This is a genomic window from Curtobacterium sp. MCPF17_003 (genome assembly GCF_003224385.1).
GTDB lineage: Bacteria > Actinomycetota > Actinomycetes > Actinomycetales > Microbacteriaceae > Curtobacterium > Curtobacterium flaccumfaciens.
The window spans coordinates 15,782-40,757 of the sequence record NZ_QKLC01000004.1; the positions used below are offsets into that span (position 1 = coordinate 15,782).

At 72.0% G+C, this 24,976-nt stretch carries 28 protein-coding genes; 20 read left to right on the top strand and 8 right to left on the bottom strand.

The annotated features are described in order from the left end of the window. Positions 1–113: 113 nt before the first annotated feature. Both DEJ30_RS05375 and DEJ30_RS05380 read left to right on the top strand, forming a co-directional pair. Positions 114–890 carry a ThuA domain-containing protein gene (locus DEJ30_RS05375; RefSeq protein ID WP_258369834.1) on the top strand — a complete coding sequence of 259 codons (777 nt, stop codon included), beginning with the start codon at positions 114–116 and terminating at the stop codon, positions 888–890. Then, positions 887–2,044 (top strand): GAF domain-containing protein, encoded by a 1,158-nt coding sequence (locus DEJ30_RS05380; protein WP_110859396.1) that lies wholly within the window; start codon positions 887–889, stop codon positions 2,042–2,044. The genes DEJ30_RS05375 and DEJ30_RS05380 overlap by 4 nt, the downstream gene beginning before the upstream one ends. 42 nt (positions 2,045–2,086) lie before the next feature. Here DEJ30_RS05380 and DEJ30_RS05385 read toward each other — a convergent pair whose 3' ends face one another. Further along, entirely contained in the window at positions 2,087–2,530 is a 444-nt protein-coding gene (locus tag DEJ30_RS05385; RefSeq protein WP_110859397.1) for a hypothetical protein, read from the bottom strand. Positions 2,531–2,620: 90 nt separating this feature from the next. Here DEJ30_RS05385 and DEJ30_RS05390 point away from each other — a divergent pair, with 90 nt between their 5' ends. The 8 genes from DEJ30_RS05390 (at position 2,621) to DEJ30_RS05425 (ending at position 9,526) form a co-directional block, all read left to right on the top strand. Beyond that, entirely contained in the window at positions 2,621–3,271 is a 651-nt protein-coding gene (locus tag DEJ30_RS05390; protein WP_181420015.1) for a ScbR family autoregulator-binding transcription factor, read from the top strand. A 117-nt stretch (positions 3,272–3,388) separates the two neighbouring features. After that, positions 3,389–4,264, top strand: a complete 876-nt coding sequence (locus tag DEJ30_RS05395) for an aminoglycoside phosphotransferase family protein (RefSeq protein ID WP_110859399.1) — start codon at positions 3,389–3,391, stop codon at positions 4,262–4,264. A 58-nt stretch (positions 4,265–4,322) separates the two neighbouring features. Further along, entirely contained in the window at positions 4,323–4,934 is a 612-nt protein-coding gene (locus DEJ30_RS05400) for a hypothetical protein (protein ID WP_110859400.1), read from the top strand. Continuing rightward, complete coding sequence (locus tag DEJ30_RS05405) at positions 4,931–5,635, top strand: DinB family protein (RefSeq protein WP_110859401.1); 705 nt, start codon at positions 4,931–4,933, stop codon at positions 5,633–5,635. The genes DEJ30_RS05400 and DEJ30_RS05405 overlap by 4 nt, the downstream gene beginning before the upstream one ends. Positions 5,636–5,843: 208 nt before the next feature. Then, positions 5,844–6,491 (top strand): ABC transporter permease, encoded by a 648-nt coding sequence (locus DEJ30_RS05410; RefSeq protein WP_110859402.1) that lies wholly within the window; start codon positions 5,844–5,846, stop codon positions 6,489–6,491. Then, complete coding sequence (locus DEJ30_RS05415) at positions 6,478–7,749, top strand: ABC transporter ATP-binding protein (RefSeq protein ID WP_110859403.1); 1,272 nt, start codon at positions 6,478–6,480, stop codon at positions 7,747–7,749. The genes DEJ30_RS05410 and DEJ30_RS05415 overlap by 14 nt, the downstream gene beginning before the upstream one ends. Then, positions 7,746–8,510 (top strand): ABC transporter permease, encoded by a 765-nt coding sequence (locus DEJ30_RS05420; protein WP_110859404.1) that lies wholly within the window; start codon positions 7,746–7,748, stop codon positions 8,508–8,510. Before DEJ30_RS05415 ends, DEJ30_RS05420 begins: the two co-directional genes overlap by 4 nt. Beyond that, positions 8,507–9,526 (top strand): glycine betaine ABC transporter substrate-binding protein, encoded by a 1,020-nt coding sequence (locus tag DEJ30_RS05425; protein ID WP_110859405.1) that lies wholly within the window; start codon positions 8,507–8,509, stop codon positions 9,524–9,526. The genes DEJ30_RS05420 and DEJ30_RS05425 overlap by 4 nt, the downstream gene beginning before the upstream one ends. Before the next feature lie 80 nt (positions 9,527–9,606). Here the strand turns inward: DEJ30_RS05425 and DEJ30_RS05430 are convergent, their stop codons facing one another. Continuing rightward, entirely contained in the window at positions 9,607–10,236 is a 630-nt protein-coding gene (locus DEJ30_RS05430) for a TetR/AcrR family transcriptional regulator (protein WP_110859406.1), read from the bottom strand. 80 nt (positions 10,237–10,316) lie between these two features. Between DEJ30_RS05430 and DEJ30_RS05435 the strand changes: the two genes are divergently transcribed. From DEJ30_RS05435 to DEJ30_RS05460, 6 genes are read left to right on the top strand one after another with little or no spacing between them, the layout of a single operon-like run. Then, complete coding sequence (locus DEJ30_RS05435) at positions 10,317–11,045, top strand: ABC transporter ATP-binding protein (RefSeq protein ID WP_110859407.1); 729 nt, start codon at positions 10,317–10,319, stop codon at positions 11,043–11,045. Then, positions 11,042–12,319 carry an ABC transporter permease gene (locus DEJ30_RS05440; protein ID WP_110859408.1) on the top strand — a complete coding sequence of 426 codons (1,278 nt, stop codon included), beginning with the start codon at positions 11,042–11,044 and terminating at the stop codon, positions 12,317–12,319. Before DEJ30_RS05435 ends, DEJ30_RS05440 begins: the two co-directional genes overlap by 4 nt. Before the next feature lie 27 nt (positions 12,320–12,346). Then, positions 12,347–12,874, top strand: a complete 528-nt coding sequence (locus tag DEJ30_RS05445) for a GNAT family N-acetyltransferase (RefSeq protein ID WP_181420016.1) — start codon at positions 12,347–12,349, stop codon at positions 12,872–12,874. A gap of 54 nt (positions 12,875–12,928) precedes the next feature. Then, complete coding sequence (locus tag DEJ30_RS05450; RefSeq protein ID WP_110859410.1) at positions 12,929–13,597, top strand: hypothetical protein; 669 nt, start codon at positions 12,929–12,931, stop codon at positions 13,595–13,597. Positions 13,598–13,636: 39 nt separating this feature from the next. After that, positions 13,637–15,082: an NAD(P)/FAD-dependent oxidoreductase gene (locus DEJ30_RS05455; RefSeq protein ID WP_110859411.1), complete on the top strand. Its 1,446-nt coding sequence runs from the start codon at positions 13,637–13,639 to the stop codon at positions 15,080–15,082. Positions 15,083–15,087: 5 nt separating this feature from the next. Then, positions 15,088–15,531, top strand: coding sequence for an SRPBCC family protein (locus DEJ30_RS05460; protein WP_110859412.1), 444 nt, complete (start codon positions 15,088–15,090; stop codon positions 15,529–15,531). A 75-nt stretch (positions 15,532–15,606) separates the two neighbouring features. Here DEJ30_RS05460 and DEJ30_RS05465 read toward each other — a convergent pair whose 3' ends face one another. Next, a complete protein-coding gene (locus DEJ30_RS05465; RefSeq protein ID WP_110859413.1) occupies positions 15,607–16,425 on the bottom strand; it encodes a shikimate 5-dehydrogenase in 819 nt (272 codons plus the stop codon). 95 nt (positions 16,426–16,520) lie between these two features. On the opposite strand from DEJ30_RS05465, the gene DEJ30_RS05470 reads away from it, so the two are divergent. From DEJ30_RS05470 to DEJ30_RS05480, 3 genes are all read left to right on the top strand, one after another. Further along, positions 16,521–17,447: an NADP-dependent oxidoreductase gene (locus DEJ30_RS05470; RefSeq protein WP_258369835.1), complete on the top strand. Its 927-nt coding sequence runs from the start codon at positions 16,521–16,523 to the stop codon at positions 17,445–17,447. A 98-nt stretch (positions 17,448–17,545) separates the two neighbouring features. Then, entirely contained in the window at positions 17,546–17,740 is a 195-nt protein-coding gene (locus DEJ30_RS05475) for a PspC domain-containing protein (protein WP_027466823.1), read from the top strand. A 56-nt stretch (positions 17,741–17,796) separates the two neighbouring features. After that, a complete protein-coding gene (locus DEJ30_RS05480) occupies positions 17,797–19,203 on the top strand; it encodes an L-serine ammonia-lyase (protein ID WP_110859414.1) in 1,407 nt (468 codons plus the stop codon). A gap of 24 nt (positions 19,204–19,227) precedes the next feature. Here DEJ30_RS05480 and DEJ30_RS05485 read toward each other — a convergent pair whose 3' ends face one another. The 5 genes from DEJ30_RS05485 to DEJ30_RS05505 are packed head-to-tail and all read right to left on the bottom strand — an operon-like array spanning position 19,228 to position 23,963. Then, on the bottom strand, positions 19,228–20,064 hold the full coding sequence (locus DEJ30_RS05485; RefSeq protein ID WP_181420017.1) for a class II fructose-bisphosphate aldolase: 837 nt from the start codon (positions 20,062–20,064) through the stop codon (positions 19,228–19,230). Then, positions 20,061–21,062, bottom strand: coding sequence for a 1-phosphofructokinase family hexose kinase (locus DEJ30_RS05490; RefSeq protein WP_110859415.1), 1,002 nt, complete (start codon positions 21,060–21,062; stop codon positions 20,061–20,063). The genes DEJ30_RS05485 and DEJ30_RS05490 overlap by 4 nt, the downstream gene beginning before the upstream one ends. Continuing rightward, positions 21,059–22,177: an N-acetylglucosamine-6-phosphate deacetylase gene (gene nagA, locus DEJ30_RS05495; protein ID WP_110859416.1), complete on the bottom strand. Its 1,119-nt coding sequence runs from the start codon at positions 22,175–22,177 to the stop codon at positions 21,059–21,061. The genes DEJ30_RS05490 and nagA overlap by 4 nt, the downstream gene beginning before the upstream one ends. Then, positions 22,174–23,085, bottom strand: a complete 912-nt coding sequence (locus DEJ30_RS05500; RefSeq protein WP_110859417.1) for an ROK family protein — start codon at positions 23,083–23,085, stop codon at positions 22,174–22,176. Before DEJ30_RS05500 ends, nagA begins: the two co-directional genes overlap by 4 nt. Beyond that, on the bottom strand, positions 23,085–23,963 hold the full coding sequence (locus DEJ30_RS05505; protein WP_110859418.1) for an SIS domain-containing protein: 879 nt from the start codon (positions 23,961–23,963) through the stop codon (positions 23,085–23,087). Before DEJ30_RS05505 ends, DEJ30_RS05500 begins: the two co-directional genes overlap by 1 nt. A gap of 133 nt (positions 23,964–24,096) precedes the next feature. Here DEJ30_RS05505 and DEJ30_RS05510 point away from each other — a divergent pair, with 133 nt between their 5' ends. Next, complete coding sequence (locus tag DEJ30_RS05510) at positions 24,097–24,885, top strand: DeoR/GlpR family DNA-binding transcription regulator (protein ID WP_181420018.1); 789 nt, start codon at positions 24,097–24,099, stop codon at positions 24,883–24,885. Positions 24,886–24,976 lie beyond the last annotated feature (91 nt).

Consider the following 24,976-nt stretch of genomic DNA (forward strand, 5'->3'; position numbering starts at 1 on the left):
GGTGATCGGCGCCCCCTGGCGCTGCCGTCCTGCGCGATTGTGATCTGAAGGTAGGCCGAACGATCAGAAAACGCCAGTGGATGCGCGAACCGAGCACGGGTAGCGTTGCCTGCATGTCGCCGTCGACCGAGAACCGTCCCCTGAACATCGTCGTCTGGAACGAGAACGTGCACGAGACCCGCGGTGACGCGACGGTCATCGGGCACTACCCCGACGGCATGCACACCGTGATCGCCGAGGCGCTCCGGCAGCTGCAGCCCGGGGCCGACGTCTCCACCGCCACCCTGCAGGAACCCGACCACGGCATCACCGCCGAACGGCTGGCCACCACGGACGTGCTGTTCTGGTGGGGGCACGCCGCCCACGACGAGGTGAGCGACGCCGTCGTCGACCTGGTCGTCGACGCCGTCCACGCCGGCATGGGCCTGGTGGTGCTGCACTCCGGCCACTACTCCAAGCCGTTCAAGCGCCTGATGGGCACGACCTGCTCGCTGAAGTGGCGGAACGACGGCGAGCGTGAACTCGTCTGGACCGTCGCGCCCGAGCACCCGATCGCCGCGGGGGTCCCGCACCCGATCGTCATCGACCGGCAGGAGATGTACGGCGAGTACTTCGACATCCCGCGCCCCGACGAAGAGGTGTTCCTGTCGACCTTCGCGGGCGGCGAGGTCTTCCGCTCCGGCGTCGCGTACCGCCGGGGGCTCGGCAAGGTCTTCTACTTCTCGCCGGGCGACCAGGAGTACCCCGTCTACCACCACCCGGACATCCAGCGCGTGCTGTCGAACGCCGCCGCCTGGGCCGCCCCGGTGTCCGAGCGCCGCGAGCTGACGGCCGACCCCCACCCGCGGGACTGGTTCCTGTCGGACGATGGGGGTAGACAGGTCGGGTGACCAACCATCTCGACGGTGCGCACAGGCGCACCGCGGTGATCGAGGCGCTCGCCGTCTTGGGATCAGGACCCGAGGAGCGCTTCGATCGCATCACCCGCATGGCCCACGAGGCGTTCGACGTCCCGTTGACCTTCCTCAACCTCGTCCACCACGACCTCGTCACCACGCAGTCGACCTTCGGCTGGCACCAGGGATCGAGCGTCCCCGCCAGCGAGCAGTTCTGCGCGTCGACGGTGCTCACCCGCGAACCGATGGTGATCCCGGACGCGTCGCTCGACGCCCGGTTCGCGCACACGGCGGCGGTGGCGGAGCACGGCATCCGGTTCTACGCGGGCGCACCGTTGACCATGGTCGACGGCACCCGGGTGGGCACGCTGTGCCTGATGGACGCTGTTCCGCGCACGTTCTCGCCGGACGACGTCGCCCTGTTGGGTGACCTGGCCCGGTGGGCGGAGCGTGAACTCGGCGTCGCCATCGACCGCGGACGGGTCCGTCGGGTGCTCGACGGCCTGGTGCCGGACCCGGTCGCGGTGCCGGGGTACGACCTCGACGTCCTGGTGGCCCAGCACGACGACGGCGGGGGTGACGTCGCCGACTGGCGCGTCGCACCGGACGGTGCCCTGCACGTCACCGTCGGCCGGGTGAGCGCGGCCGGCCCGGCGTCGGGCCTGCTCGCCGCGGCGGTCCGCGGTGCCGTGGCGGCACGGACCGGTTCGGCCATGTCGGACGCGATCGTCGGCCTGGAGGCGCAGGTCACCGCCGACCTGTCGGCTGCGGACGCCGTCGGCTCGCTCTTCCACCTGCGGCTCGACCCGACGTCGGGTCACGTCGACTTCGGCGACGCCGGCCACGGTCTCGCGGTGTTCGTCCCCGCCGACGGCCCGGCTCGCGTCCTGCACCCGCTCGACCTGCCGCTCGGGCTGCAGCCGGAGTCGATCCCCCGGTCGCCCGGCGCGCTCGACCTGGAACCCGGCGACCGGCTGGCGATCTGCACCCAGGGCGTCCTGACGCTGGACGGACTCCGGCACCTGGACGACCTCGCTGCGCTGGTGCGCTCCGCTCCGGACGGGGCCACGGCGGTCGAACGGGTGCGCGCGGCGGTCCCCGCGGACGCCGCGGTCGACGTCACGCTGGTGGTGCTCACACGGCACTGAGCGGGATGGGCCGCCTGGGCGTCGCGTGCTGCCCCGGGTGGGTCAGGAGCGGAAGCGGTCCTGCCGAGGGCGCGGGGTGCCGGTCAGCGCGACCACGAGCAGCGTCGCGAGCAGGGCGAACCCGGCGAGCTCGATGCCCAGGCCGGCGAGCTGCCAGTACGCGCTGCCGACGTGCTGCGGCTGCGTGATCGACTCCGGCCACCACGACTCGATGAGCGGGAACGAGCCCGGGAACGGGTCGAGGCCGAACACCACGAGGCCGCCGAGCAGCAGCACGACCCCGAGGGCGGCCATCGCCCCGCGGGACCGACCGAGCATGTGCACCACGAGGGCCGCTGCCATGCCGGCGAGGCCGACGACGGCGAGCAGGAACGCGAGCACCACGATGGTCTGCGGCGCGAGCGCGACCCAGTCCAGCACCGCGATCGGCAGCAGCAGCCACCGCCCCGTCCGTGCCCAGCGCGCAGGGTTCCGCCATCCGTCCATGGCGACCGACCGTAGGGCACCCGGCCGAACGCCTGCCGAATGCGGCCAGTGGACCCCGGCGGCAGTCCGCCCTGGCTACGATCGGACCCCATGGCGCAGGACCGACCGACCCGGCAGCAGCGGTCGCTCGCGACCCGCACGGCGATCATCGAGGGCGCGGCCGCGGAGTTCGACGAACGCGGGTACGTCGGCGCCTCGATGGACGGCATCGCCGAACGCATCGGGATGACCAAGGGCGCGCTGTACTTCCACTTCAGGTCGAAGGCCGACATGGCGGGTGCCGTGATCGCCGAGCAGCACGCGATCTCCCGACGGTACGGCGAGGCCGCGGTGGCGAAGGGGACGACGCCGCTCGAGTGGATCGTGTGGTTGGCGCAGGGGCTGGCCGTGCAGATGACGACCGAGGTGGTGGTCAGCGCCGGTGTCCGGCTGTCGACCGACGTGGCCGCGAGCGACGTCGACCGGCAGGACCCGTACACGGACTGGACGACGGTGGTCGCCGGGTTCGCACGGCAGGCCGTCGACGCGGGCGAGATCGACCCACGGTGGGACCCGGAGCTGGTCGGCCGGGTCGTCGTCCGTGCCTACACCGGCGTGCAGACCGTTTCGGACGTGATGACCCGCCGGGCCGACCTGTTCGCGGGCCTGCGGGAACTCTGGACGGTCCTGCTGGACGCGTTCGTCACCGAACGGCTGCGTCCGGAGATCCCGCGGCTCGTCGCGCTCATCGCTCCGGAGTGACGCGGGTCCCCCCAGGGAAACACCCACGTCACCTCGTCCCTGAGACTACCGAGGAGGATCTCGCGCCACCGGCCCCAGTTCGCGGGCGTGTGTCCGGCGGCCCACTAGCCTGACGCCGTGCCCACACCCGCTGCCGAGGTCGACGTCGACGTCCCGCTCGTCCGGGCCCTGCTGCGCGACCAGCACCCCGACCTGGCCGTGCTGCCGCTCGAGGTCGTCGCGAACGGCTGGGACAACGTGGTGCTGCGTCTGGGCGACGACCTGGCCGTCCGGGTCCCCCGTCGGGAGCTGGCCGCACGCCTCGTCGAACACGAACAGCGCTGGTTGCCGGCCATCGCCGCCCGGGTCGGATCGGTCGTCCCGGTGCCGGTCCCGGTGCGCACGGGCCGCCCCGCCCTCGGCTACCCGTGGTCGTGGAGCGTCGTGCCGTGGCTGCCCGGTACTGCGATCGGTGAACGGGCGGCCGGGGTCCTCGTCGCCGAGGCGCTCGCCGCGTTCGTCGGGCTCCTGCACGTCCCCGCCCCGGACGACGCCCCGGCGAACCCGTTCCGCGGGGTGCCGCTCGCGTCGCGGAGCGACGCCGTGCTGACGCGACTCGACGGTCACGGCGTGCACCGGGCCGGAGAGCTCGCCGCGTTGTGGCGGACCGCAGCGGCCGTGCCCGCGCACGCCGGGCCTCCTGTCTGGGTGCACGGCGACCTGCACCCCTTCAACCTGCTCGTCGACCCGTCGGGCGGTGCCGACCGCCTGTCGGCCGTGATCGACTTCGGGGACGTCACCGCGGGGGACCCCGCCGTCGACCTCGCGACCGCCTGGCTGACGCTCGACCGGCCGGGGCGTCTGGCGTTCCGCGCGCGCGTCACGGCCCCGGAGGCCACCTGGCAGCGCGCACGTGGGTGGGCGGTCGCGCTCGCGTCCGCCCTGGCGACCGCTGACGAGCGCGCCTTCCGGAGCGTCGCGCAACGGAGCATCGACGCAGTGCTGGACGACTGAGTCCCCGCGGGGCTATCGTGACCGCACCATCCGTGCACAGCCGATCGGAGGGGCCGCCATGACCCTCGAGCTCCGCGTCCAGCACGACGTCGCCACCGACGCCTCCCCCGCCCCCGTCCGACCCGAGCGACACGGTCTCCGCGGCCTGCTCGACCGTCTGTCCGACCGCCGCGCCGCCGCCCGCGCGCGGCGGGTCGACGACCGTGTTCGCGAACTCGGCGAACTCGTCCACCTGATCTCGGACGCCCGCGCCGTCGTCGAACGCGGGTGGGTCCAGCACGCCTGGTTCGCCTACCTCGACGAGCACGGCCGCGAGCGCAAGGCCTCCAGTGCCGCCGCGATGGACGTGCAGGGCCGGCCGCTCGTCGGCGCCTGCCTGGTCGGCGCGGTCGTGTCCGCCGCCGGCGGGCCGCACGCGGTCCACGCGCCCCGGGTGCAGCACGCGCTCGACGTCGTGTGGCACGCCCTGGCCCGCGACGAGGGCGAGCCCGTGCTGTGGTGCCCCGCGCCGGACATCCGGATGGGGCGCGTGCGTGACCTGACGAGCTGGAACGACGCCCCGGCACGCACCGGTGCCGAGGTCGCCGGCCTGTTGCTGACGGCCGAACGGGTCGCCGTGCAGGAGTCGACGCGCCTGCAGGAGCTCCGGGTGGCACGATCGGGGGCATGAGCGACGTCGAAGCGGTCCCCGAGGTGCACCCCGCGAGCACCAGCACGCTGGCCGCGAGCGGCAACGCCCTGCTGTCGGACGAGGGGTCTGCGCGGAACCCCGACCGCGCGGCTGCCGACGCCGCGGTGAAGCAGACGCTGCACCGGTACCTGCAGAAGCACCGTGCGGCCCTGCTGGCCAAGCTCGACGGGCTGGCGGAGCGGCAGGCCCGCTGGCCGGTGACGCCGACGGGCACGAACGTCCTCGGGCTCGTGAAGCACGTCGCCGGGGTGCAGGCCGGCTACTTCGGCGAGGTGTTCGGGCGGCCGCTGCCGGACCAGCCCGCCTGGCTCGAGTCTGAGGACGGCGAGGACATGTACGCCACGCTCGACGAGACCATGGCCGACATCGTGGCCTTCCACCACCGCAGTGCCGCCCACGCCGACGCCACGATCGATGCCCTCGACCTCACCGCGACCGGCACCGTGTCGTGGTGGCCGGAGGGGCACCGGGACGTCACGCTGCACCGGATCCTGGTGCACATGGCGTACGAGACCGCCCGGCACGCGGGCCACGCCGACATCGTGCGCGAGATGCTCGACGGCCTGGCTGGCGACGGCGACGGCAACCTGGCCGACAAGTCGCCGGAGGAATGGGTCCGGTGGCGTGAGCAGCTCGTCGACATCGCGGAGCGAGCCGGGTTGCGCGGCTTCGACGCATAGCCGAGCACGCAGACCGATCGTTACCGTTCTCCCAGGGTTCACCCGGTGACCAGGCTCTGACCTGGGGTTATTCTCCAAGCAAATGTGAGGGAAATGGTCGTCCACCGCTGTGTGCGTTGTACAACAGGTGCAGCTGCTGCGTAGCTTTGGCCGAGCTCGTGCCCCGATCTGTGGGCAGTTCAGCCGACCGGAAGGGGAGCGCCCACCCGTGTTCCAGTACGTCGTGGAGCGATGGAGCCAGATCTGGTTCGCATCGTGGCAGCACTTCTCACTGGTCGTCCAGTGCGTCGTCCTCGCCACGGTCATCGCCGTGGTGCTCGCCACACTCGTCTACCGCAGCCCGCGCTTGACCTCCGTCGCGAACGGGGTGTCCGCCATCGGCCTCACCCTGCCCTCGTTCGCCGTCATCGGCCTGCTCATCGTCCCGCTCGGCTTCGGCGTCCTGCCGTCGGTCGTGACGGTCGTCTTCTTCGCCGCGCTGCCGATCCTGCGCAACGCGGTCGTCGGCCTCGCCGAGATCCCGCCCACCGTCGTCGAGTCGGCGCGCGGCATCGGCATGAGCCGGTTCCGCACCCTGCTGCAGGTCGAGCTGCCGATGGCGTGGCCGATCATCCTGAGCGGCGTCCGGGTGTCCGCGCAGATGGTGATGGGCATCGCCGCCATCGCCGCGTACGCGCTCGGCCCCGGGCTCGGCGGTTTCATCTTCTCCGGGTTGTCCCGCCTCGGTGGCGCCAACGCCCTGTTCTCCGTCGTGGTCGGGGTGGTCGGGGTCGTCCTGCTCGCCCTGGTCCTCGACCTGCTCCTCATCGGCCTCGGCCGCCTGACCATCTCGAGAGGTATCCGTGTCCAGCACTGACTCCGCCACCACCACCGCGCCCGACGGGGACGTCACCGGGCGCAGCATCCTGCTCGACGAGGTCACCAAGCGGTACCCCGGGCAGTCGAAGCCCGCCGTCGACGGCATCACGCTCGAGATCCCGGCCGGCAAGATCGTCATGCTCGTCGGCCCGTCCGGCTGCGGCAAGACGACGACCCTCAAGATGATCAACCGCCTGATCGAGCCCACCCAGGGCCGGATCGTCGTCGGCGACGACGACGTCACCGGCATCGACGGCGACGAGCTCCGCCGCCGCATGGGCTACGTGATCCAGGCCGGCGGTCTCTTCCCGCACATGACCGTCGCGGCGAACATCGCGATCGTGCCGAAGATGCTCGGCTGGTCGAAGGAGAAGATCGCGGCGCGCGTCGACGAGCTGCTCGACCTGGTCTCGCTCGACCCCGACACCTACCGCGACCGGTTCCCCCGCGAACTCTCCGGTGGGCAGCAGCAGCGCGTCGGCGTGGCCCGTGCGCTCGCGGCGGACCCGCCCGTCCTGCTCATGGACGAGCCGTTCGGCGCCGTCGACCCGATCACCCGCCAGCGCCTGCAGGACGAGCTCCTGCGCATCCAGGAGGAACTGCACAAGACGATCGTCATCGTCACGCACGACTTCGACGAGGCCGTGAAGCTCGGCGACTGGATCGTCATCTTCACCGAGGGCGCGCACATCGTGCAGTACGACACCCCGGAGCGGATCCTGGCCGAGCCGGCGAACGAGTTCGTCGAGAACTTCATCGGTTCCGGTGCCGGCCTGAAGCAGCTCACGCTGAACCGCGTGCGCGACGTCGAGGTCGAGTCAGCCGTGACGTGCTCCCCCGGCGAAGAGGTCAAGGCCGTGCTGCAGCGGATGAACGAGGCCGGCGGGCACCAGCACGCCGTCGTCGTCGACCACCGCCAGCGTCCGATCGGATGGCCGTCGCGCCGCCAGCTCGAGCGTCTGACGCGCATCCCCGACGGCGTCGAGCCCGGCCTGCCCGTCGTGGGCGAGGCAGCGACCCTCAACGACGCGCTCGACACCATGCTCGTCTCGAGCGCCGGCGCCGCGCTCGTCACCGGTCGTCGTGACGCGTTCCGCGGGGTCATCACCGTCGAGACCGTGATGGAGGCGATCACCCGCTCCCGCGCGACCGCCGCCGGAGACCAGGCCTACACGCCGGTCGGCACCAACACGAACCCGATCGAGACCATGCCGTCGTCGTCGGTGTCGGCCATGCCCACCGGAGAAGACCTGTGAGCGCAGTCGCCGTCGCCGGCCCCGCCACCGGTGCACGCACCTCGTGGAAGGGCCTGCTGTTCCAGCCGATCGCGATCCTGGTCGTCCTGGCCGGCTTCGCGGCGTGGCTCGCGACGGCGGACCTGACCCCGACGGAGCGCACGACGCTCAACCCGGCGGACATCCTGGCCCTGACCGGCCAGCACCTCGTGCTGACCCTGCAGTCGACGGTCCTGGTGCTCGTCATCGGCATCCCGCTGGGTGTCGTGCTCACCCGCGGGCCCCTGCGCCGGGCGAGCCCGTACGTGCTCGCCGTCGCGAACTTCGGTCAGGCGGCCCCGGCCGTCGGCCTGATCGTGCTGCTCGCCGCCTGGCTCGGCCTGAACAGCTCCTCCGCCGTCATCGCGCTCGTGCTCTACGCGATCCTGCCGGTGCTCCGGAACACCATGATCGGCGTGCAGAGCGTCGACGACCGCCTGGTGGAGGCCGGTCGCGGCATGGGCATGAGCGCCTTCAGCGTGCTGATGCGCGTCGAACTGCCGCTCGCGGTGCCGGTGATGCTCTCGGGCATCCGGACCGCCCTCGTGCTGCTCGTCGGCACGGCGAGCCTGGCCACCTTCGTCGGTGCTGGCGGACTCGGTCTGCTCATCACCACGGGTGTGACGCTGTTCCTGCCCAAGGTGCTCGTCGCCGGGGCCCTGCTCGTCGCCCTGCTCGCCCTCTCCATCGACTGGCTCGGCCGCGTGGTCGAGACGGTCGCACGACCGAAGGGACTCCGATGACCCGCCGCACCCGCAGCACCCGCCGCACCCGGGTCGGAGCCGCCGCGTTCGTCGCCGGTGCCACCGCCCTCGTCCTGACCGGGTGCGGCCTGCAGCCCGCCACGTCGTTCGTGCCCGAGGCCGGCGCCGGCTCCATCCAGCGCATCGACGACCTGCCGGCCGGCGCCCACATCACCGTGACGTCGAAGAACTTCACCGAGCAGCTCGTGCTCGGCAAGATCGCCGTGCTCGCGGCCAAGGCCGCAGGGTTCGACGTCACCGACGAGACGAACGTGCCCGGCAGCGTCGCGGTCCGTGAGCTGATGACCTCGCACGCGGCCGACTTCACGTACGAGTACACCGGAACCGCCTGGCTGACCTTCATGGGCCACGCGGAGGGGATCCCGGACAAGACCGAGCAGTGGACGGCGGTGAAGAAGGAGGACGCCGGCAACGGGCTGACCTGGCTCGAGCCGGCGCCGATGAACAACACCTACGCGTTCGCCGTCCGCAACGAGGCAGTCAAGGAACTGGGGGACGTCAAGACGCTCTCCGACGTCGCCAAGCTGCCGGTCGACCAGCGCACGTTCTGCGTGGAGTCGGAGTTCAACTCCCGTGCCGACGGCTTCAAGCCGATGCTCAAGAAGTACGGTCTGGAGCTCGGTGGGTCGGGATCGAACGGCGTGCCGAGCCGCAACGTGAGCATCCTCGACACCGGCACGGTCTACACGGCCACCGACCGTGGCAAGTGCAACTTCGGCGAGGTCTTCACCACCGACGGCCGCATCAAGTCGCTCGGGCTGACGGTGCTCGAGGACGACAAGGGCTTCTTCCCGGCGTACAACGTCGCGCCCGTCATCGACTCGGAGACGCTGAAGGAGTACCCGCAGCTCGAGGGGATCTACGACCAGATCTCGCCGAAGCTCACCGACGCCGTGCTGCAGGAGCTCAACCGCCAGGTCGACGTCGAGGGGCGTGAGCCGGCCGACGTCGCCTTCGACTGGATGGTGAAGGAGGGCTTCATCACGAAGCCCTGACCGTTCTCGACGTGCGCACCGACGGACGGGAGGCGCGGTGCCAGCCGGCACCGCGCCTCCCGTCCGTTCGTGGTCGCCTCTCAGGCCGCGGCGATGCGCGTCGCCGTGTCGCGGATCGACGCGACCACCGCCGCCCGCACCTGTTCCGGGTCGGAACCCTCGTGCCGAGCGGCACTGCGCAAGCCCGTCATGCACATGCCGAGGAGCATCTCGGCCGCCTGCGGGGTCGCCGCCTCCGGCCCCCAGGCCGGGTCGCGTGCGAGGATCGTGCGCACCGCGCCGGTCATCGCCTCGGCGACCGTGGTCATCCGCGTGACCTGCCGACGCATCAGCTGCGGGAACCGCACGATGACGGCCTTGCGCTCGAGCCGCTCGTGCTCGTCGCCGAACGACGACCCGAACACCAGGAACGCCAGGTCCACGACGGCCTGCGCCGCCGGCTCCCCTGCGACGGCCGCCAGGTGCGCCTCGAGGGTGGCGGGTTCGAGGTCGAGCTCGGTGTGCCCGAGGACCGCGTCCTCCTTGCTCTCGAAGTAGTTGAAGAACGTCCGCGGGGAGACGTCGGCCCGCGCGGCGATCTGCTCGATCGTGGTGCCGTCGACGCCCTGCTCGAGGGCCAGGGACCGCGCCGCCTCGGCGATGCGGTTGCGGGTCTCGATGCGCTTGCGGTCACGGAGACCGAGTTCTGACGGCGTCGCGGAGTCGGGCATGGCCCGACTGTAACCGGAACGTCACATGATCTACAGCAAACGCAAACTTGCAGTCGTGCATCGGACACTACGGTGAACCCATGACCACTCCCGTGCTCGAGGCCCGTGACCTCGCCAGGACCTACGGCCGCGGCGCGACGCGGTTCGACGCGCTCAAGGGGGTGTCGCTGGCGGTGCACCAGGGCGAGAGCCTGGCGATCGTCGGCAAGTCCGGCTCCGGCAAGTCGACGCTGATGCACCTGCTCGCGCTGCTCGACAAGCCGTCGGCCGGTCAGGTGCTGCTCGACGGCACCGACGCGGCGACGCTCGGTGCGCGGCAGGTCAACCGCACCCGGAACAGCACCTTCGGGTTCGTGTTCCAGCAGTTCTTCCTGACACCGAAGACCTCGGTGCTCGACAACGTCGTGCTCCCGCTCAAGATCGCCGGTGTCTCCGGAGCCGAGCGGAAGCGCCGGGGCATGGCGGCGCTCGATGCTCTCGGGCTGGCCGACAAGGCGAAGAACGACGCCAACGACCTGTCCGGCGGCCAGAAGCAACGCGTGGTCATCGCCCGGGCGCTGGTCGGCGAGCCGAGCGTGATCTTCGCCGACGAGCCGACCGGCAACCTCGACACGAACACCGGACAGGTGGTCGAGGACATGCTGTTCGGGCTGCAGCGCGAGCGGGGGATCACGCTCGTCGTGGTCACGCACGACGAAGAGCTCGCCGCACGCTGCGACCGCAGTGTCAACGTCCGCGACGGCCTGATCGTCGGCGGATCCGACGACGCGGTCGACGCGTCCGGCACGCACGGAAGGCACGCCGCATGAACTTCCTCGACCTCCTGCGCACCGCGGTCTCGAACACCTTCCGCTCGAAGCTGCGCACGACCCTGACCGTCATCGCGATCTTCATCGGCGCCTTCACGATCACCCTCACCTCGGCCATCGGCACGGGCGTCAGCAACTACATCGACAGCCAGGTCTCCTCGATCGGAGACGACGGCACCCTGGTCGTCACGAAGGCCGTGGACTCCACCTCGACCGACAGTGGCCCGGCGAAGTACGACCCCGAGGCGTCCGGCCAGAGCGTCGACCGCGGCCCGGCGTCGTTCTCGTACCTGTCACAGTCCGACGTCGACGACATCGAGAAGACCGACGGCATCGAGAGCCTCCGCCCCGCGGTCGCCCTCGCGCCGAAGTACGCCGAGTACGGGGACCAGGGCAAGTACGTCGTCTCGCTCACGGCCAACGCCGGCGAGCTCGACGCCGACCTGGCGAGCGGCGAGCAGCTCGACGACGAGACCGACGCCAACCAGGTGATGCTGCCCACCGATTACCTGAAGAACATGGGTCTCGGCAGCGCCTCGGCCGCCGTCGGCAAGGAGCTCACGTTCGCCGTCGACGACTACCAGGGCAAGCCGCACACGCTCACCGCCACCGTCGTCGGGGTGCAGAACGAGTCGCTGTTCGGCAGCGGTGCCGGGGCGAACGCCGCACTGACCGACGCCATGCAGGCCGCGCAGGAGATCGGCAAGCCCGACTCGATCGCGACGTCCTACGCCAGCGCCACCGCGACGCTCGACGCCGACGCCTCCGTCACGACGGTCAAGAAGTCCCTGGCTGACGACGGGTTCCTCGGCCAGACGATCCAGGACCAGCTCGGCCAGTTCCAGACCGTGATCAGCGGCATCGTCGGGGTCCTGAACGCCTTCGCCGTGATCGCGCTCGTCGCCGCCGGCTTCGGCATCATCAACACCCTGCTCATGAGCGTGCAGGAGCGCACCCGCGAGATCGGCCTGATGAAGGCGATGGGCATGGGCGGCGGCAGGGTCTACACGCTGTTCTCGCTCGAGGCGGTGTTCATCGGGTTCCTCGGCAGCGCCATCGGCGCCGGGGTCGCGATCCTGCTCGGCACCGGGATCTCGAACGTCCTGGCCGGCACGCTCCTCAAGGACCTGCCGGGGCTGCAGATCATGCAGTTCGCGCCGGGGTCCGTCGCCACGATCATCCTCGTCGTGATGTTCATCGCGTTCCTGGCGGGCACCCTGCCGGCACGACGAGCGGCACGGCAGAACCCGATCGAGGCGCTCCGGTACGAGTGACAGGCAGGGCTGCCTAGTGTCGGAGCGGTGACGACGTTCGGACGCGACCTCGGTGACGGCTACACGCTGACGCTGCGCGACCTGACGACGATCGACCCGGTGCTCGCACTCGTGCACGCCAACACCGATCGTCTCCGGGCCGCCGAGCCCTGGGCCTGGGACCCCCAGACCCGCGAGGCCATCGCCCTGCACACCGAGCGGCTGCTCGGGCAGTTCGCGATGGACCGCGCGCTGCCCTGCGTCATTCGCGCGGACGACCGCATCGTCGGGGTGGCCTCGCTGACGTTCGACCCGTACCTGGGCCAGGCATCGCTCGGCTACTGGGTGGACGCCGGACAGGAGGGCCGTGGTGTCGTCCGGCGGGCCGCCACCGTGCTGATCGGGGTCGCCCGGGCGCGCGGGACCGCGCGGATGGAGATCCGGACGGCGGTCGACAACGCGCGGAGCCGGGGGCTCGCCGAGCGGCTCGGCTTCGCGCACGAGGGCACCCTGCGCGGCGCGCTGCCCCTCGGCCCCGAGCGTGTCGACGTCGCGGTGTACGGCCTGTTGCTCTGACGCCCGCCGCCCTCGTGCAGGCCGACCGACACCGGTCGCCGGTATCGTCGGAGCATGGCCTTGTTCGGACGACGCAACCCCGACGTGCGCGATCGACCCATCAGCCAGGTCGAACTGAAGCGGGCGGTCGACGAGGGCTTCCTCATCGCGAAGGCCGCCGTCACCATCGCGGTGGCCAACCGCATCATCACGAACGCCCTGCGTGACCAGGGGTACTTCGACCACGCGCTCATCGCCGAGGCCACGCGCGAGGAACTCCACCGCATGGCCGAGGAACAGCGGGGCGACGCCGCACGCATGCGGGAGATCCGCTCCACCTCGAGCAAGCAGAAGGGCCGTTCCCGCCACCAGCACGACTACCGGCGGGGCGACGACCTGAAGCTCCGGATGCGCGAGGCCACCTACGAGCAGCTCGCCACCATGCTCGACAAGCGGCGCGACGACCAGCACTTCGTCGACGGCATCGTGCTCGCCGCGCGGGCCCGCGCCTGGGACGACATCGGCACCACCGTCGTCGGACGCCTCGGTTGGGCGCAGCGTCCGGCCGACGACTACGAGATCGGCCGCGACGACCGGCTGCAGCAGATGCTCGACGAGGACTTCGCAGAGTTGCTCGCCGAGCACCCCGTCGGATCGGCCCCGGTCGACGCCGACGAACCGGACGACGCCGACGGCGACCAGGACGAGTCCGACCCGGCTGATCCCGACACCTCCCGCACCTGACCGACACCACACGCAGTCACGAGTCCCTAGGCTCGGTGCATGGTTGATGCGGTGGTCGTCGGAGCGGGACCGAACGGGCTCGCGGCAGCGGTGACGCTCGCACGCGCCGGACTGTCGGTCGAGGTCGTCGAACGGAACGACACGATCGGCGGCGGCGCCCGCACGGCCGAGCTCACCCTGCCCGGCTTCCTGCACGACGTCTGCTCCGCCGTGCACCCGATGGCCCTGCAGTCGGAGTTCTTCCGGCTGTTCCGGATGGAGGAGCGCATCGAACTCCGCCTGCCCGAGGTGCAGTACGGCCACCCGCTCGACGGCGGCCGTGCCGGCATCGCCTACCGGGACCTCGACCGCACCGCCGCCGAGCTCGGGGTGGACGGGCCGGCCTTCAAGCAGCTGATGGCCCCGCTGTCGAAGAACGCCGACCAGGTCGCCGACTTCGCCACCGACGCGCTGCTGCACGTGCCGCGGCACCCACTGACGGTCCTGCGCTTCGGCCTGCGGGCGCTCGAGCAGGGCACCGCCGCGTGGAACCTGCGTTTCCGCGGCGAGGCCGCCCCGGCGATGGTGTCCGGCGTCGCCGCGCACTCGATCCAGCACCTGCCCTCCCTCTCCACCGCGGCGGCGGCACTGTCACTCGGCTCGTACGCGCACGCCCGCGGCTGGCCGGTGCCGATCGGCGGCAGCCAGGCGATCGTCGACGCGCTCGCCGCCGACCTCGTCGCGCACGGCGGCCGCATCGTCACCGGGCAGGAGGTCCGGTCGCTGGGTGACCTCACCCCGGCGAAGGCGGTGCTGTTCGACACGAGCGTCCCGGGCATGCTCCGGATCGCGGGCAAGCAGATCCCGACCCCGAAGCGTGGGGCACTGCGTCGCTTCCGGTTCGGCAACGCGGCGGCGAAGGTCGACTTCGCGCTGTCCGACCCGGTGCCGTGGACCAACGAGTCGCTGCGGAAGGCCGGGACCGTGCACATCGGCGGTACCCGCCAGGAGATCGCGGCGGCCGAACGGGCGGTGGCGCACGGGCAGCACGCCGAGCGCCCGTACGTGCTCGGGGCGGAGCCGACCGTGGTGGACCCGACCCGGGCCCCGGCCGGCAAGCACGTCTTCTGGGCCTACGCGCACGTCCCCGCGGGGTCGGACGTCGACCCGACCGAGGCCGTCACCCGCCAGATCGAGCGGTTCGCGCCGGGGTTCCGCGACACGATCCTGTCGTCGAGTTCCCGCACCGCCGTGCAGATGGGCGAGTACAACCCGAACTACGTCGGTGGCGACATCGCCGCCGGTGCCGCGAGCTTCTGGCAGCTCGTCAAGCGCCCCGTCCTGTCCAGCGACCCGTGGCGGATGGGCGGTGGCATGTACCTGTGCTCCGAGTCCTCCGCCCCGGGCCCCGGCGTGCACGGCATGGCCGGGTGGCACGCGGCGAAGAGCGCACTCCGGCACACCTTCGGCTTGCCGGAGGACGTCGACCTCACCCCGGAAGGCTGATCACCATGGCGAAGAACGTCCGCATCCTGCACTGCCGTCCCGAAGCCGTCTTCGACGTGCTCGGCGACGGTTGGCTCTACACGACCTGGGTGGTCGGGGCCTCGCGCATGCGCAAGGAGGAGTCCGGCTGGCCGCAGGTCGGTACCCACCTGCACCACTCGTTCGGCGCGTGGCCGATCGTCATCAACGACGTCACGACGTCGCTGGTGTGGGAGCCGCCGCACCGCATGGTCATCCAGCCGAAGGGCTGGCCCATCGGCGAGGCCCGCGTCGAGCTGACGGTCGAACCGCACCGGCACGGCTGCAAGGTCACGATCACCGAGAACGCGGTGGCCGGGCCGGGATCGTACGTGCCCGACTTCCTCATGCAGCCGCTCATCTGGATCCGCAACCGCGAGACGCTCCGCCGCCTCGAGTGGGTGGCCGTCGGGCGCGCGGCGAACGCCTGAGACGCCCCACGAGACGGACGGGAGGCCCGTGGCGGCGTCGCCACGGGCCTCCCGTCCGCCCTGTGGGTGCGTCGACTACTCGGCGCGCGAGAACTCGCTGGCACGCGCCACCTGGTCGTCGGTCAGGGCGACGCCCGTGTACCGCTCGAACTGGCGCGCCGCCTGCAGGGCGATGACCTCGGCGCCGGTGATGACGTGCTTGCCGGCGTCCCGCCCAGCACGGACGAGCGGGGTCTCCGACGGGAACGCGACCACGTCGAAGACGGTGTGGGCAGCCTCGATCCGTTCCGGTGCGAAGGCGAGTGCGTCCTGCTGGTCGCCGCGCATGCCGAGCGGGGTGACGTTGACGACCAGGTCGGTCTCCCCCGCCTCACGCTCGTCGGCCACCCACTCGTACCCGTACTGCGATGCGATGGCCGGGCCGGTCTGTTCGTTGCGGGCGACGACCGTCAACCGGTCGAAGCCCGCGCCGCGGAACGCCGCCGTGACGGCCTTGGCCATGCCGCCCGAGCCGCGGAGCAGCACACGCGAAGCCGGGTCGACCTCGTGGGACCCGAGCAGAGCGGCGATCGCCTCGTAGTCCGTGTTCGACGCGGTGAGCACGCCGTCGTCGTTCACGACCGTGTTGACCGACTGGATCGCGGCGGCGGAGTCCTCGATGTGGTCGACCAGCGGGATGATCGCCTCCTTGAAGGGCATCGACACCGAGCAACCGCGGATCCCGAGCGCACGGATGCCGGCGACGGCACCGGGCAAGTCGGTCGTGGTGAACGCCTTGTACAGGAAGTTGAGGCCGAGCTCGTCGTACAGGAAGTTGTGGAACCGGGTGCCGATGTTGCTCGGTCGCGCGGCCAGCGACATGCAGACCTGCATGTCCTTGTTCAGGATGGGCATGCCCTCAGTCTCGCACCCTCTCCCTTTCGCGTCCTCGCAGCGATGGAGCGGTCCACGCAGACCGGGTGCCCCGCTCCGGGGTAGCGTCGGTGCCGATGACTGAGATCCCGGAGACCATGCGCGCTGTCCGCTTCGACGAGTGGGGTGACCGATCGGTCCTGCACGTCGCCGAGGTGCCCGTTCCCGAGGTGACCCCCGGGCGGGTGCTCGTCCGCGTCCGCGCCGCGGGCATCAACCCCGGTGAGTCGGCCATCCGCCAGGGTGCGTTCGGCGGCGACCTGCCGTCCGGACAGGGCACCGACTTCGCCGGCATCGTGGTGGCCGTCGGAGCCGAGGTCGACGGCGTCGACGAGGGCGAAGAGGTCATCGGCTGGTCGTGGGACCGCGCGAGCCAGGCCGAGTACGTCTCCGTGCCGGCCGTCCAGGTCGTCCAGAAGCCACGCCTGCTCGACTGGACCGTGGCGGGTGGCCTCGACGTCATCGCGACGACCGCGGCCGCAGCCGTGCGTGCGGTCGACCCGCGTCCGGGCGAGACCGTCGTGGTGTCCGGTGCCGCCGGCGGGGTCGGCGGCTTCGTCACCCAGCTGCTCGCGAACGAGGGCATCGACGTCATCGCCGTCGCGTCCGAGGCGAACCACGAGTGGCTCCGTTCCAAGCGCGCACGGCCGGTCGCGTACGGCGACGGGCTGCAGGAGCGCATCACCGAACTCGCGACGAACGGCATCGACGCCGTGATCGACACCCACGGTGCCGAGTACGTCCGGCTCGGCATCGCCCTCGGGGTGCCGGTCGACCGCATCGAGACGATCATCGCGTTCGACGAGGCCGCCGAGGTCGGGGCGAAGGCCTCGGGCAGCGCGGACACCGCCGACCCGGAGATCCTCGGGGCGCTCGCACTCGAGGTCGCGAACGGCGCGATCGAGGTACCCGTCGCCGCGACCTACCCGCTCGACCGCGTGCAGGACGCCTTCGAGGAGCTCGAGCAGGGCCACACCCGCGGCAAGATCGTCCTGATCCCCTGATCCCAGCGTCGCTCAGGGCTGGTCCGGGGGTTTCCCCCACCACGGTCGGGGTGCGTCCCGGATGCGCTGGACCGACGGCGTTGCGTAGCGTCGTCGGTATGAGCACACTCTCCCGTCCCCGCAACGGTCGTCTGCTGGCCGGCGTCTGCGCCGGTCTCGCCGATCGCTTCAACCTGTCCCGCACCCTGGTCCGGGTGGTCTGGGTCATCCTGAGCTTCTTCCCCGGGCCGCTGTGGATCGCGTACGTCGTGCTGTGGTTCGTGATGCCGCCCGAGGGTGGTCGGCGGCGCTGAGCGGTCCGAGCCTCGGCGCTGAGCACCGGTCCGTCCGGACGGGTTAGTGTGGCGGCGTGCCGGTCTCCGTCTTCGATCTGTTCAGCGTCGGTGTCGGCCCCTCGAGCTCGCACACCGTCGGCCCGATGCGGGCCGGTGCCGAGTTCGCCACGCTCGTCCGTGGCCTGCCCGTCACGTCCGTGGTGGTCGACCTGTACGGGTCCCTCGCGTCGACCGGGCAGGGTCACGGTACCCTCGGTGCCGTCGTCGCCGGGCTCATGGGGTCGCACCCGGAGACCGTCGACCCCGATGCCATGGTCCTCGCGCTCGACGCGCTGGAGCGCGACGGTGTCCTGCGGCTCGACGGCGGTGCGAGCGTGCCGTTCCGCCTCGCCGACATCGTCCTGCACCCCCTGACGATGCTGCCCCGGCACCCGAACGCCATGCGGCTGCGCGCCCGTGACGCCGACGGGACCGATCTGGCCGACGAGACCTACTACTCGATCGGTGGCGGGTTCATTGCGCGGGACGAGGCGGCCGAGCCGGCGACGGACGCGTCGGCGGCCGTCGCCGGTGCCGCGATCCCGGTCGACGACGCCGTGCCCCACCCGTTCTCGAGCGGCGCCGAGCTGCTCGCCGCGTGTGCCGGTTCAGGCCTGCCGATCAGCGGCGTCGCCCTGGCGAACGAGGCCGTCACTCGGACGGACGCCGAGATCCGGTCCGGACTGCTGGGCATCCACGGCGTGATGGAGTCGTGCGTCGACCGGTCCGTCCGCAGGGGCGGGTGCCTGCCCGGCGGGCTCGACGTCCGCCGTCGCGCCGCCACCTGGCACGAGCAGCTCACCCGCGAGGACCCCGACCACGACCCGCTGTTCGCGATGGAGTGGGTGAACCTCGTCGCCATGGCGGTCAACGAGGAGAACGCCACCGGAGGCCGCGTCGTCACCGCCCCGACGAACGGCGCAGCCGGCATCATTCCCGCGGTGCTGTACTACGCGCTCACGTACGTGCCCACGGTCGCCGACGCTCCCGCCGCCGAACGCGACGATGCCGTCGTGCGGTTCCTGCTCACCGCCGGGGCGATCGGGTCGATCTACAAGGAACGGGCGTCGATCTCCGGCGCCGAGGTCGGCTGCCAGGGCGAGGTCGGCTCCGCCGCGTCGATGGCGGCAGCGGGGCTCGCCGAGGTCCTCGGGGGCACGCCGGAACAGGTCGAGAACGCCGCCGAGATCGCGATGGAGCACAACCTCGGGCTGACCTGCGACCCGATCGGCGGCCTGGTGCAGATCCCGTGCATCGAGCGGAACGCGATCGCGGCGAACAAGGCGATCAACGCCGCCCGCATGGCCCTGCGCGGCGACGGGGTGCACCACGTGTCGCTCGACCAGGTCGTCGAGACGATGCGGCAGACCGGGGCGGACATGTCGTCGAAGTACAAGGAGACCGCGATGGGCGGACTCGCGGTGAACGTCCCGCTCTGCTGAGCGTCGTGGTCGCGTGCTCGCGCGTCAGGCGTGCAGGAGCGTCAGCAGTCGCGCCGTCTCGGTGGCGATGGCGTCCCGGCCCGCCGACACGTACTTGCGCGGGTCGACGACGTCCGGTCGCTCGTCGAGCACGGTGCGGAGCGCACGGGTGAACAGGCCGTTCAGGTGCGTCGAGATGTTGATCTTCGTCATCCCCGCGTGCACGGCGCCGCGGAGTTCATCGTCGGACAGGCCCGAGGACCCGTGCAGCACGAGCGGCACCGGCACCGCGGCACGGAGGCGCTCGACCAGGTCGCGGTCCACCGAGGCCTCGCGGGTCTGCATCGCGTGCGAGGTCCCCACCGCGACCGCCAGGGCATCGACCCCGGTGTCGGCCACGAACGCGGCGGCGTCGGTCGGATCGGTGCGGACGCCGAGGGCGTGCACACCGTCCTTGCCGCCGACCTCGCCGAGCTCGGCCTCGATCCCGACACCCGCGGCGTGACACCGAGCGGCGAGCTCGCGGGTCGCTGCCACGTTGGCGGTGAAGTCCAGGTGTGAACCGTCGTACATGACCGAGTCCACGCCGAGTTCGACCCCGGCCGCGACCAGCTCGGGGTCCTCGATGTGGTCGAGGTGCACGAGGACCTCGACGTCGGCGGCACGTGCGACCGCCTGGGTCGCGGTCGTGATCGGTGCGAGGCCGCCGTGGTACCGGACGCAGTTCTCGCTGATCTGCAGGATCACCGGCAGCCCGGCCAGCTCGGCGCCGGACACGATCGCCTCGGCGTGCTCGAGCAGCACCACGTTGAACGCACCGACCCCGCGGCGTGCCGTTCGGGCGGTGTCGAGCAGGCCGGTGAGGGCGAGGTCGGTGATCATGCGGGGGTCCTCGTTCGGTCGTGGGCGGGAGCGGGCTGGGCGGACAGGAAGCGGTGGACGTCTGCCGGGTCGACCGCGCCGGCCACCGGCTGGAGGACGGCGGCGGCCCCGTGTGCGGCGGCGGACCGCAGGGCTCGGAGCAGGGTGGCGTCGTCGGGGGCCGGGACGCTGCGAGCGCCGACGAGGACACGCACGAGCCCGGCGGTCGCTGCGTCACCCGCGCCGGTCGGGTTGCCCGAGACCCCGGGGACCGCCGGCACCTCGAGCGCGTGCTCGGCGGTGTGCGCGGCGATGCCGTCGGACCCGCGAGACACCACGACGACCGTCGCGCCGAGTCCGAGGAGCCGGAGTGCCCCCGAGCGCTCGTCGTCGGTGCCCGTGGCCTCGAGCAGTTCCTCGCGGTTGGGCTTGCAGACCGTCGCCCCGGCCGAGGCGGCCGCCAGCAGCGCCGTGCCCGAACAGTCGACCACCGAGAGCACACCGCGGCGGCGAGCGGCGGTGACCCAGCGGGCGACGACCGTGGGATCGGTGTCGCGGGGCAGGGAGCCCGACACGACCAGGGCAGCTGCGGGCGGGGCATCGGCGGCACCGTCGGCACCGCCGGCACCGACACCACCGTCGAGGAGTGTCTCGACCGCGGCGGTGACCGTGTCCCACTCGTCGGGGCTGAGCACGGGTCCGGGCTCGCCGAACATCGTCGGGTGGGCGAGGTCGTCCACCACCGTCACGGTCGTGCGGGTCTCACCACGGACGGCGACGTCGGTGTGGACGAGCCCGAGGTCGTCGAGGGCGTGGGCGATCCAGTGCCCGCCGTCGCCGCCGAGGGGCAGCACGGCGTGGGTCGGCGTGCCGGTGACGGCGAGGACCCGCCCGACGTTCAGGCCCTTGCCGCCGGGGCGCCGCTGGACCTCGAGCACGCGCTGGGTCTCGCCGATGCGCTGTTCGGCGACCCGGTAGGTCACGTCGACGGCCGGGTTCGGGGTGACGACGAGGATCATGCGACCACCGCCGTCGGCAGGGCTCGGACGCTGCCGCGCTCCGGGTCGAGCACGACCAGGTCGGCGGGGGCACCCACGCTGAGCGGTGCCGGAGCCCCGAGCAGGTGCGCCGCACGCCCCGCCGACGCCGCGACGACCTCGGGCAGGTCGGTCCCCGCGTCGAGCAGGCGGCGGACGGCGTCGGCGACCGTGATCGTGCTGCCCGCCAGTGACGAACCGTCGGCGAGCACGGCGAGCCCGTCGCGGACGGTCACCGCCGAGCCGGCGACCGTGTACGCGCCGTCGGGGCAGCCGGTCGCGGCCATGGCGTCGGAGACCAGGACCATCCGGCCCGGAGCACTGCGCTGCACGAGGGTGACCGCCACGGGGTCGAGGTGGTGGCCGTCGACGATGCACTCGAGCAGCACACGGTCGTCGGAGAGCGCGACCCCGACCGGCCCGGGCGCACGGTGGTGCAGCGGGGGCATGCCGTTGAACAGGTGGGTGACGAGCGAGGCTCCGGCGTCGATCGCACGGCGGGTCTGCTCGGCGGTGGCGTCGGTGTGGCCGATGGCGACGACGACCCCGGCTTCGACGAAACGGGCGACGGCGTCGAGTGCACCCGGCAACTCCGGCGCGAGCGTGACGATCCGCAGGGCGCCGCCTGCGGCGTCGCAGTAGGCGTCGACCTCGGCGGGGTGCGGGGCGTGCAGCAGGTCCACGCGGTGCGCCCCGCGACGGGCGGGCGCGAGCCACGGCCCCTCCAGGTGCAGGCCGGCGAGCGTGCCGTCCGCGACGAGCGGCCGGAGCCGGGCGAGGGCCGCCACGGTGTCCGCGCGCTGGCCCGTGGCGATGGACCCGACCAGGGCGGTCGTGCCCCGTGACCGGTGGTGTGCAGCGGCGGCACGGGCGTCCTCGGCGGAGCACACGGAGAAGTCGTGTCCGAGCGCCCCGTGGGCGTGCAGGTCGACGAACCCGGGCACGATCGCGCCGTCGACGGTGACGGCGGTGTCCGTGCGCATCGGGGACCCGGTGCCGGTCGCCAGCACAGTGTCGTCGTCACCGATGACGAGCCAGCCGTCGTGCAGGTCTGCCTGGGCCGTGACGATGCGATGGGCCCGGACGAGGGTGGTCACAGCAGGACCCCGGTCTCGGTCTCGAGCAGCGCGCGTGCGAGGATCCCTGCTCCGATGGCGCCGGCTGCGTCGCCGTGCCGGGCGGGAACGATGACGGGGACACGGACGCCCTGCAGCCGCTCCGTGACGGCGTCGCGCAGCGGGTCGAGCAGCAGCGGGCCCGACTCGGCGAGTCCCCCGCCGACGATGATCGTGTGGACCCCGGCGACCGTGGAGGTCCAGGCGAGTGCGTCGGCCAGGACCCCGACGCAGTCGTCCCAGACCGCACGGGCTGCGGGGTCGCCCTGGCGGACCAGGAGCATGGCGGCGTGCGCGGACGGAGCGCCGGAACGACGTGCGACTCCCCCGGCGGACGCGATCTCCTCGACGCGGTGGCCCGCGTGCGGACCGGTCTGGATCCGGACCTGCCCGATCTCCCCCGCCCAGCCGCCGCCGGACACGACGACGCCGTCGACCACCAGGGCGCTCGCGAGCCCGGTGCCGACCGGCACGAACGAGACCGACCCCTGCGAGAGCGCCGGGTCACCGGCCCGGACCTCGGCCAGGGCGCCGGCGCGGACGTCGTGGCCGAAGGCGAGCGGCACGTCGATCCCCTGCCGCAGGAGCTCGGCGCGGACGAGGTCACGTACCGGGACGTCGCGCCATCCGAGGTTGACGGACAGGTCCACGGTGCCGCGGGTCTCGTCGACGACGCCGGGGGTCACCACCCCGATGGCTCCGAGCGGCGCCCGTCGCGTGGCCTGTGCGGCCAGTTCGGCGACGACGGCGGCGAGGCGCCCCGCGTCAGGGTCGTCGCGCGGCGTCGGTACCCGGGTCTCGTCGAGGACGAGTCCGTCGGCCGTCGTCAGCCGGGTCTTGATGCCCGTGCCGCCGACGTCGACCCCGAGCACCGCGCCTGCGCCACCCATCAGGTGAGGATGACCGACCGGGTGAGCGACCGGGGGTTGTCCGGGTCGAGCCCGCGTCCCTCGGCCAGGGCGACGGCGAACCGGTGCACGACGACGAGTCCGGCGATCGGGTCGAGGTCGTGCTGGACGAAGCGAGCACCGGTGGCGGCGACCTCGTCGGCCAGGCCCTCGGGCGCAGTGCCGAGCGACCAGACGAGCCGGCCGGGCTGGGCGATCGCGATGGGACCGTGCCGGTAGTCCATCGCCGGGTAGGACTCGGCCCAGAACTGCGCCGCCTCACGCGTCTTCAGCGCGGCTTCGAACGTCAGGCCGACGGCGGCCCCACGACCGACGAACGAGACCTGCTCGGCGTCGAGCAGGTCGTCGATGAGCACCGTCAGCGCGGTCTCGGCCTGGGCTGCGAGGGCGTCGACGTCGTCACCGATGGACGCCCGCAGCAGCGCGAGCGTCGTGGTCGCGAAGCGGGTCTGGACGACCGAGCGCTCGTCGGCGAAGGGCAGGGCGACCACCTGGTCGGCGACGGCCGCGGCGGGGCTGTCGGCGACCGCCGTGATCAGGACGGTCCGCTGGGACGGCAGGGCCTGCAGCAGGTCGACGATCTCGGTCGTCGTGCCCGAGCGGCTGATCATGAGCACGCGGTCGTACTCGCGGGACGCCGGGTACTCGGACCCGGCGAAGGCATCGGTCACGCCGAGGCCCGCCTGCTCACGCGCGACGGCGTAGCTCATGGCGATGAACCAGCTCGTGCCGCAGCCGATCACGGCCACGCGCTCGCCCGGCTGGGGGAGCGCATCGGCGAAGGTCGGCAGGAGCGCGGCGGCTGCACGCCAGGTCTCCGGCTGCGAGGCCAGTTCAGCGCTCACGAAGGTGTCGGTCATGGGAGCCTTCCGGGTCCGGATCGATCCGGGTGATCGATGATCAGGAAGCGTAGCGAGCGATCGTGCGCAAGGGAAGGGGAAAACGTCATTTCCGATCACCGTGCGACGGTGGTGACGCCGTAGGATGACCGTCATGACCCCCCAACAGCGGCTGAACGCCCTGCTCGAACTGGTGAGCGAACGCGGCAACGTGTCGATCGCCGAGATCGGGGAGCTGCTCGGGATCTCCGCCGCCACGGCCCGCCGTGACCTCGCGACCCTCGCTGACCAGCGGCTCGTCACGCGCACGCACGGGGGAGCGGCAGCACTCGGCGCCGGGTACGAGCTCCCGCTGCAGTACAAGATCGCCCGGCAGGCCGAGGCGAAGACGGCGATCGCCCGCGCGGCCGCCCGGTTGGTGCAGCCGGGGGAGACCGTCGGGCTCAACGGCGGGACGACCACGACCGAGGTCGCGCGTGAACTCGGCAAGAGCGAGCGGTTCATCCGCGCCGACGGCGAGTTCGGCATCACGATCGTGACGAACGCCCTGAACGTCGGGTACGAGCTGTCCGTCCGCGCCAACGTGAAGATCGTGGTCACCGGTGGTGTGGCGCGGCGGCAGTCCTACGAGCTCGTCGGGCCGCTCGTCCGGGACACCCTGGACGAGTTCGCCCTCGACCTCGTGGTGCTCGGCGTCGACGGGCTCACCGGCCAGTACGGTGCGACGACCATGCACGAGGGCGAGGCCGAGGTCAGCCGCCACTTCGCCTCCGTCGGGCGACGGGTCGTCGTGGTCGCCGACTCGACCAAGATCGAACGGTCGACCTTCGCCCGGATCTGCCCGCTCGACCGCATCGACGTCCTGGTCACCGACCGGCCGGTGCCGGCCTCGTTCGCCGCCGACCTGGCCAGCGCCGGCGTGGAGCTCGTCGTCGCCGACTGAGCGCCCCCTGCGGCCACCCCGGAACGGTCCGGACGTTTCGATCGTGTAAAACCCTCCCCGGCACGGATGCGTGAGCGATCTGTGAGCGCCT

Excerpts from the sequence above, each read along its gene's own strand:
- DEJ30_RS05440 (WP_110859408.1), top strand. The coding sequence starts at position 11,042 with ATGAACTTCCTCGACCTCCTGCGCACCGCGGTCTCGAACACCTTCCGC.
- DEJ30_RS05430 (WP_110859406.1), bottom strand. The coding sequence starts at position 10,236 with ATGCCCGACTCCGCGACGCCGTCAGAACTCGGTCTCCGTGACCGCAAG.
- DEJ30_RS05450 (WP_110859410.1), top strand. The coding sequence starts at position 12,929 with ATGGCCTTGTTCGGACGACGCAACCCCGACGTGCGCGATCGACCCATC.
- DEJ30_RS05470 (WP_258369835.1), top strand. The coding sequence starts at position 16,521 with ATGACTGAGATCCCGGAGACCATGCGCGCTGTCCGCTTCGACGAGTGG.
- DEJ30_RS05375 (WP_258369834.1), top strand. The coding sequence starts at position 114 with ATGTCGCCGTCGACCGAGAACCGTCCCCTGAACATCGTCGTCTGGAAC.
- DEJ30_RS05485 (WP_181420017.1), bottom strand. The coding sequence starts at position 20,064 with ATGATCACCGACCTCGCCCTCACCGGCCTGCTCGACACCGCCCGAACG.
- DEJ30_RS05425 (WP_110859405.1), top strand. The coding sequence starts at position 8,507 with ATGACCCGCCGCACCCGCAGCACCCGCCGCACCCGGGTCGGAGCCGCC.
- DEJ30_RS05405 (WP_110859401.1), top strand. The coding sequence starts at position 4,931 with ATGAGCGACGTCGAAGCGGTCCCCGAGGTGCACCCCGCGAGCACCAGC.
- DEJ30_RS05475 (WP_027466823.1), top strand. The coding sequence starts at position 17,546 with ATGAGCACACTCTCCCGTCCCCGCAACGGTCGTCTGCTGGCCGGCGTC.
- DEJ30_RS05390 (WP_181420015.1), top strand. The coding sequence starts at position 2,621 with ATGGCGCAGGACCGACCGACCCGGCAGCAGCGGTCGCTCGCGACCCGC.
- DEJ30_RS05385 (WP_110859397.1), bottom strand. The coding sequence starts at position 2,530 with ATGGACGGATGGCGGAACCCTGCGCGCTGGGCACGGACGGGGCGGTGG.
- DEJ30_RS05455 (WP_110859411.1), top strand. The coding sequence starts at position 13,637 with ATGGTTGATGCGGTGGTCGTCGGAGCGGGACCGAACGGGCTCGCGGCA.
- DEJ30_RS05505 (WP_110859418.1), bottom strand. The coding sequence starts at position 23,963 with ATGACCGACACCTTCGTGAGCGCTGAACTGGCCTCGCAGCCGGAGACC.
- DEJ30_RS05435 (WP_110859407.1), top strand. The coding sequence starts at position 10,317 with ATGACCACTCCCGTGCTCGAGGCCCGTGACCTCGCCAGGACCTACGGC.
- DEJ30_RS05510 (WP_181420018.1), top strand. The coding sequence starts at position 24,097 with ATGACCCCCCAACAGCGGCTGAACGCCCTGCTCGAACTGGTGAGCGAA.
- DEJ30_RS05460 (WP_110859412.1), top strand. The coding sequence starts at position 15,088 with ATGGCGAAGAACGTCCGCATCCTGCACTGCCGTCCCGAAGCCGTCTTC.
- DEJ30_RS05500 (WP_110859417.1), bottom strand. The coding sequence starts at position 23,085 with ATGGGTGGCGCAGGCGCGGTGCTCGGGGTCGACGTCGGCGGCACGGGC.
- DEJ30_RS05465 (WP_110859413.1), bottom strand. The coding sequence starts at position 16,425 with ATGCCCATCCTGAACAAGGACATGCAGGTCTGCATGTCGCTGGCCGCG.
- DEJ30_RS05490 (WP_110859415.1), bottom strand. The coding sequence starts at position 21,062 with ATGATCCTCGTCGTCACCCCGAACCCGGCCGTCGACGTGACCTACCGG.
- DEJ30_RS05400 (WP_110859400.1), top strand. The coding sequence starts at position 4,323 with ATGACCCTCGAGCTCCGCGTCCAGCACGACGTCGCCACCGACGCCTCC.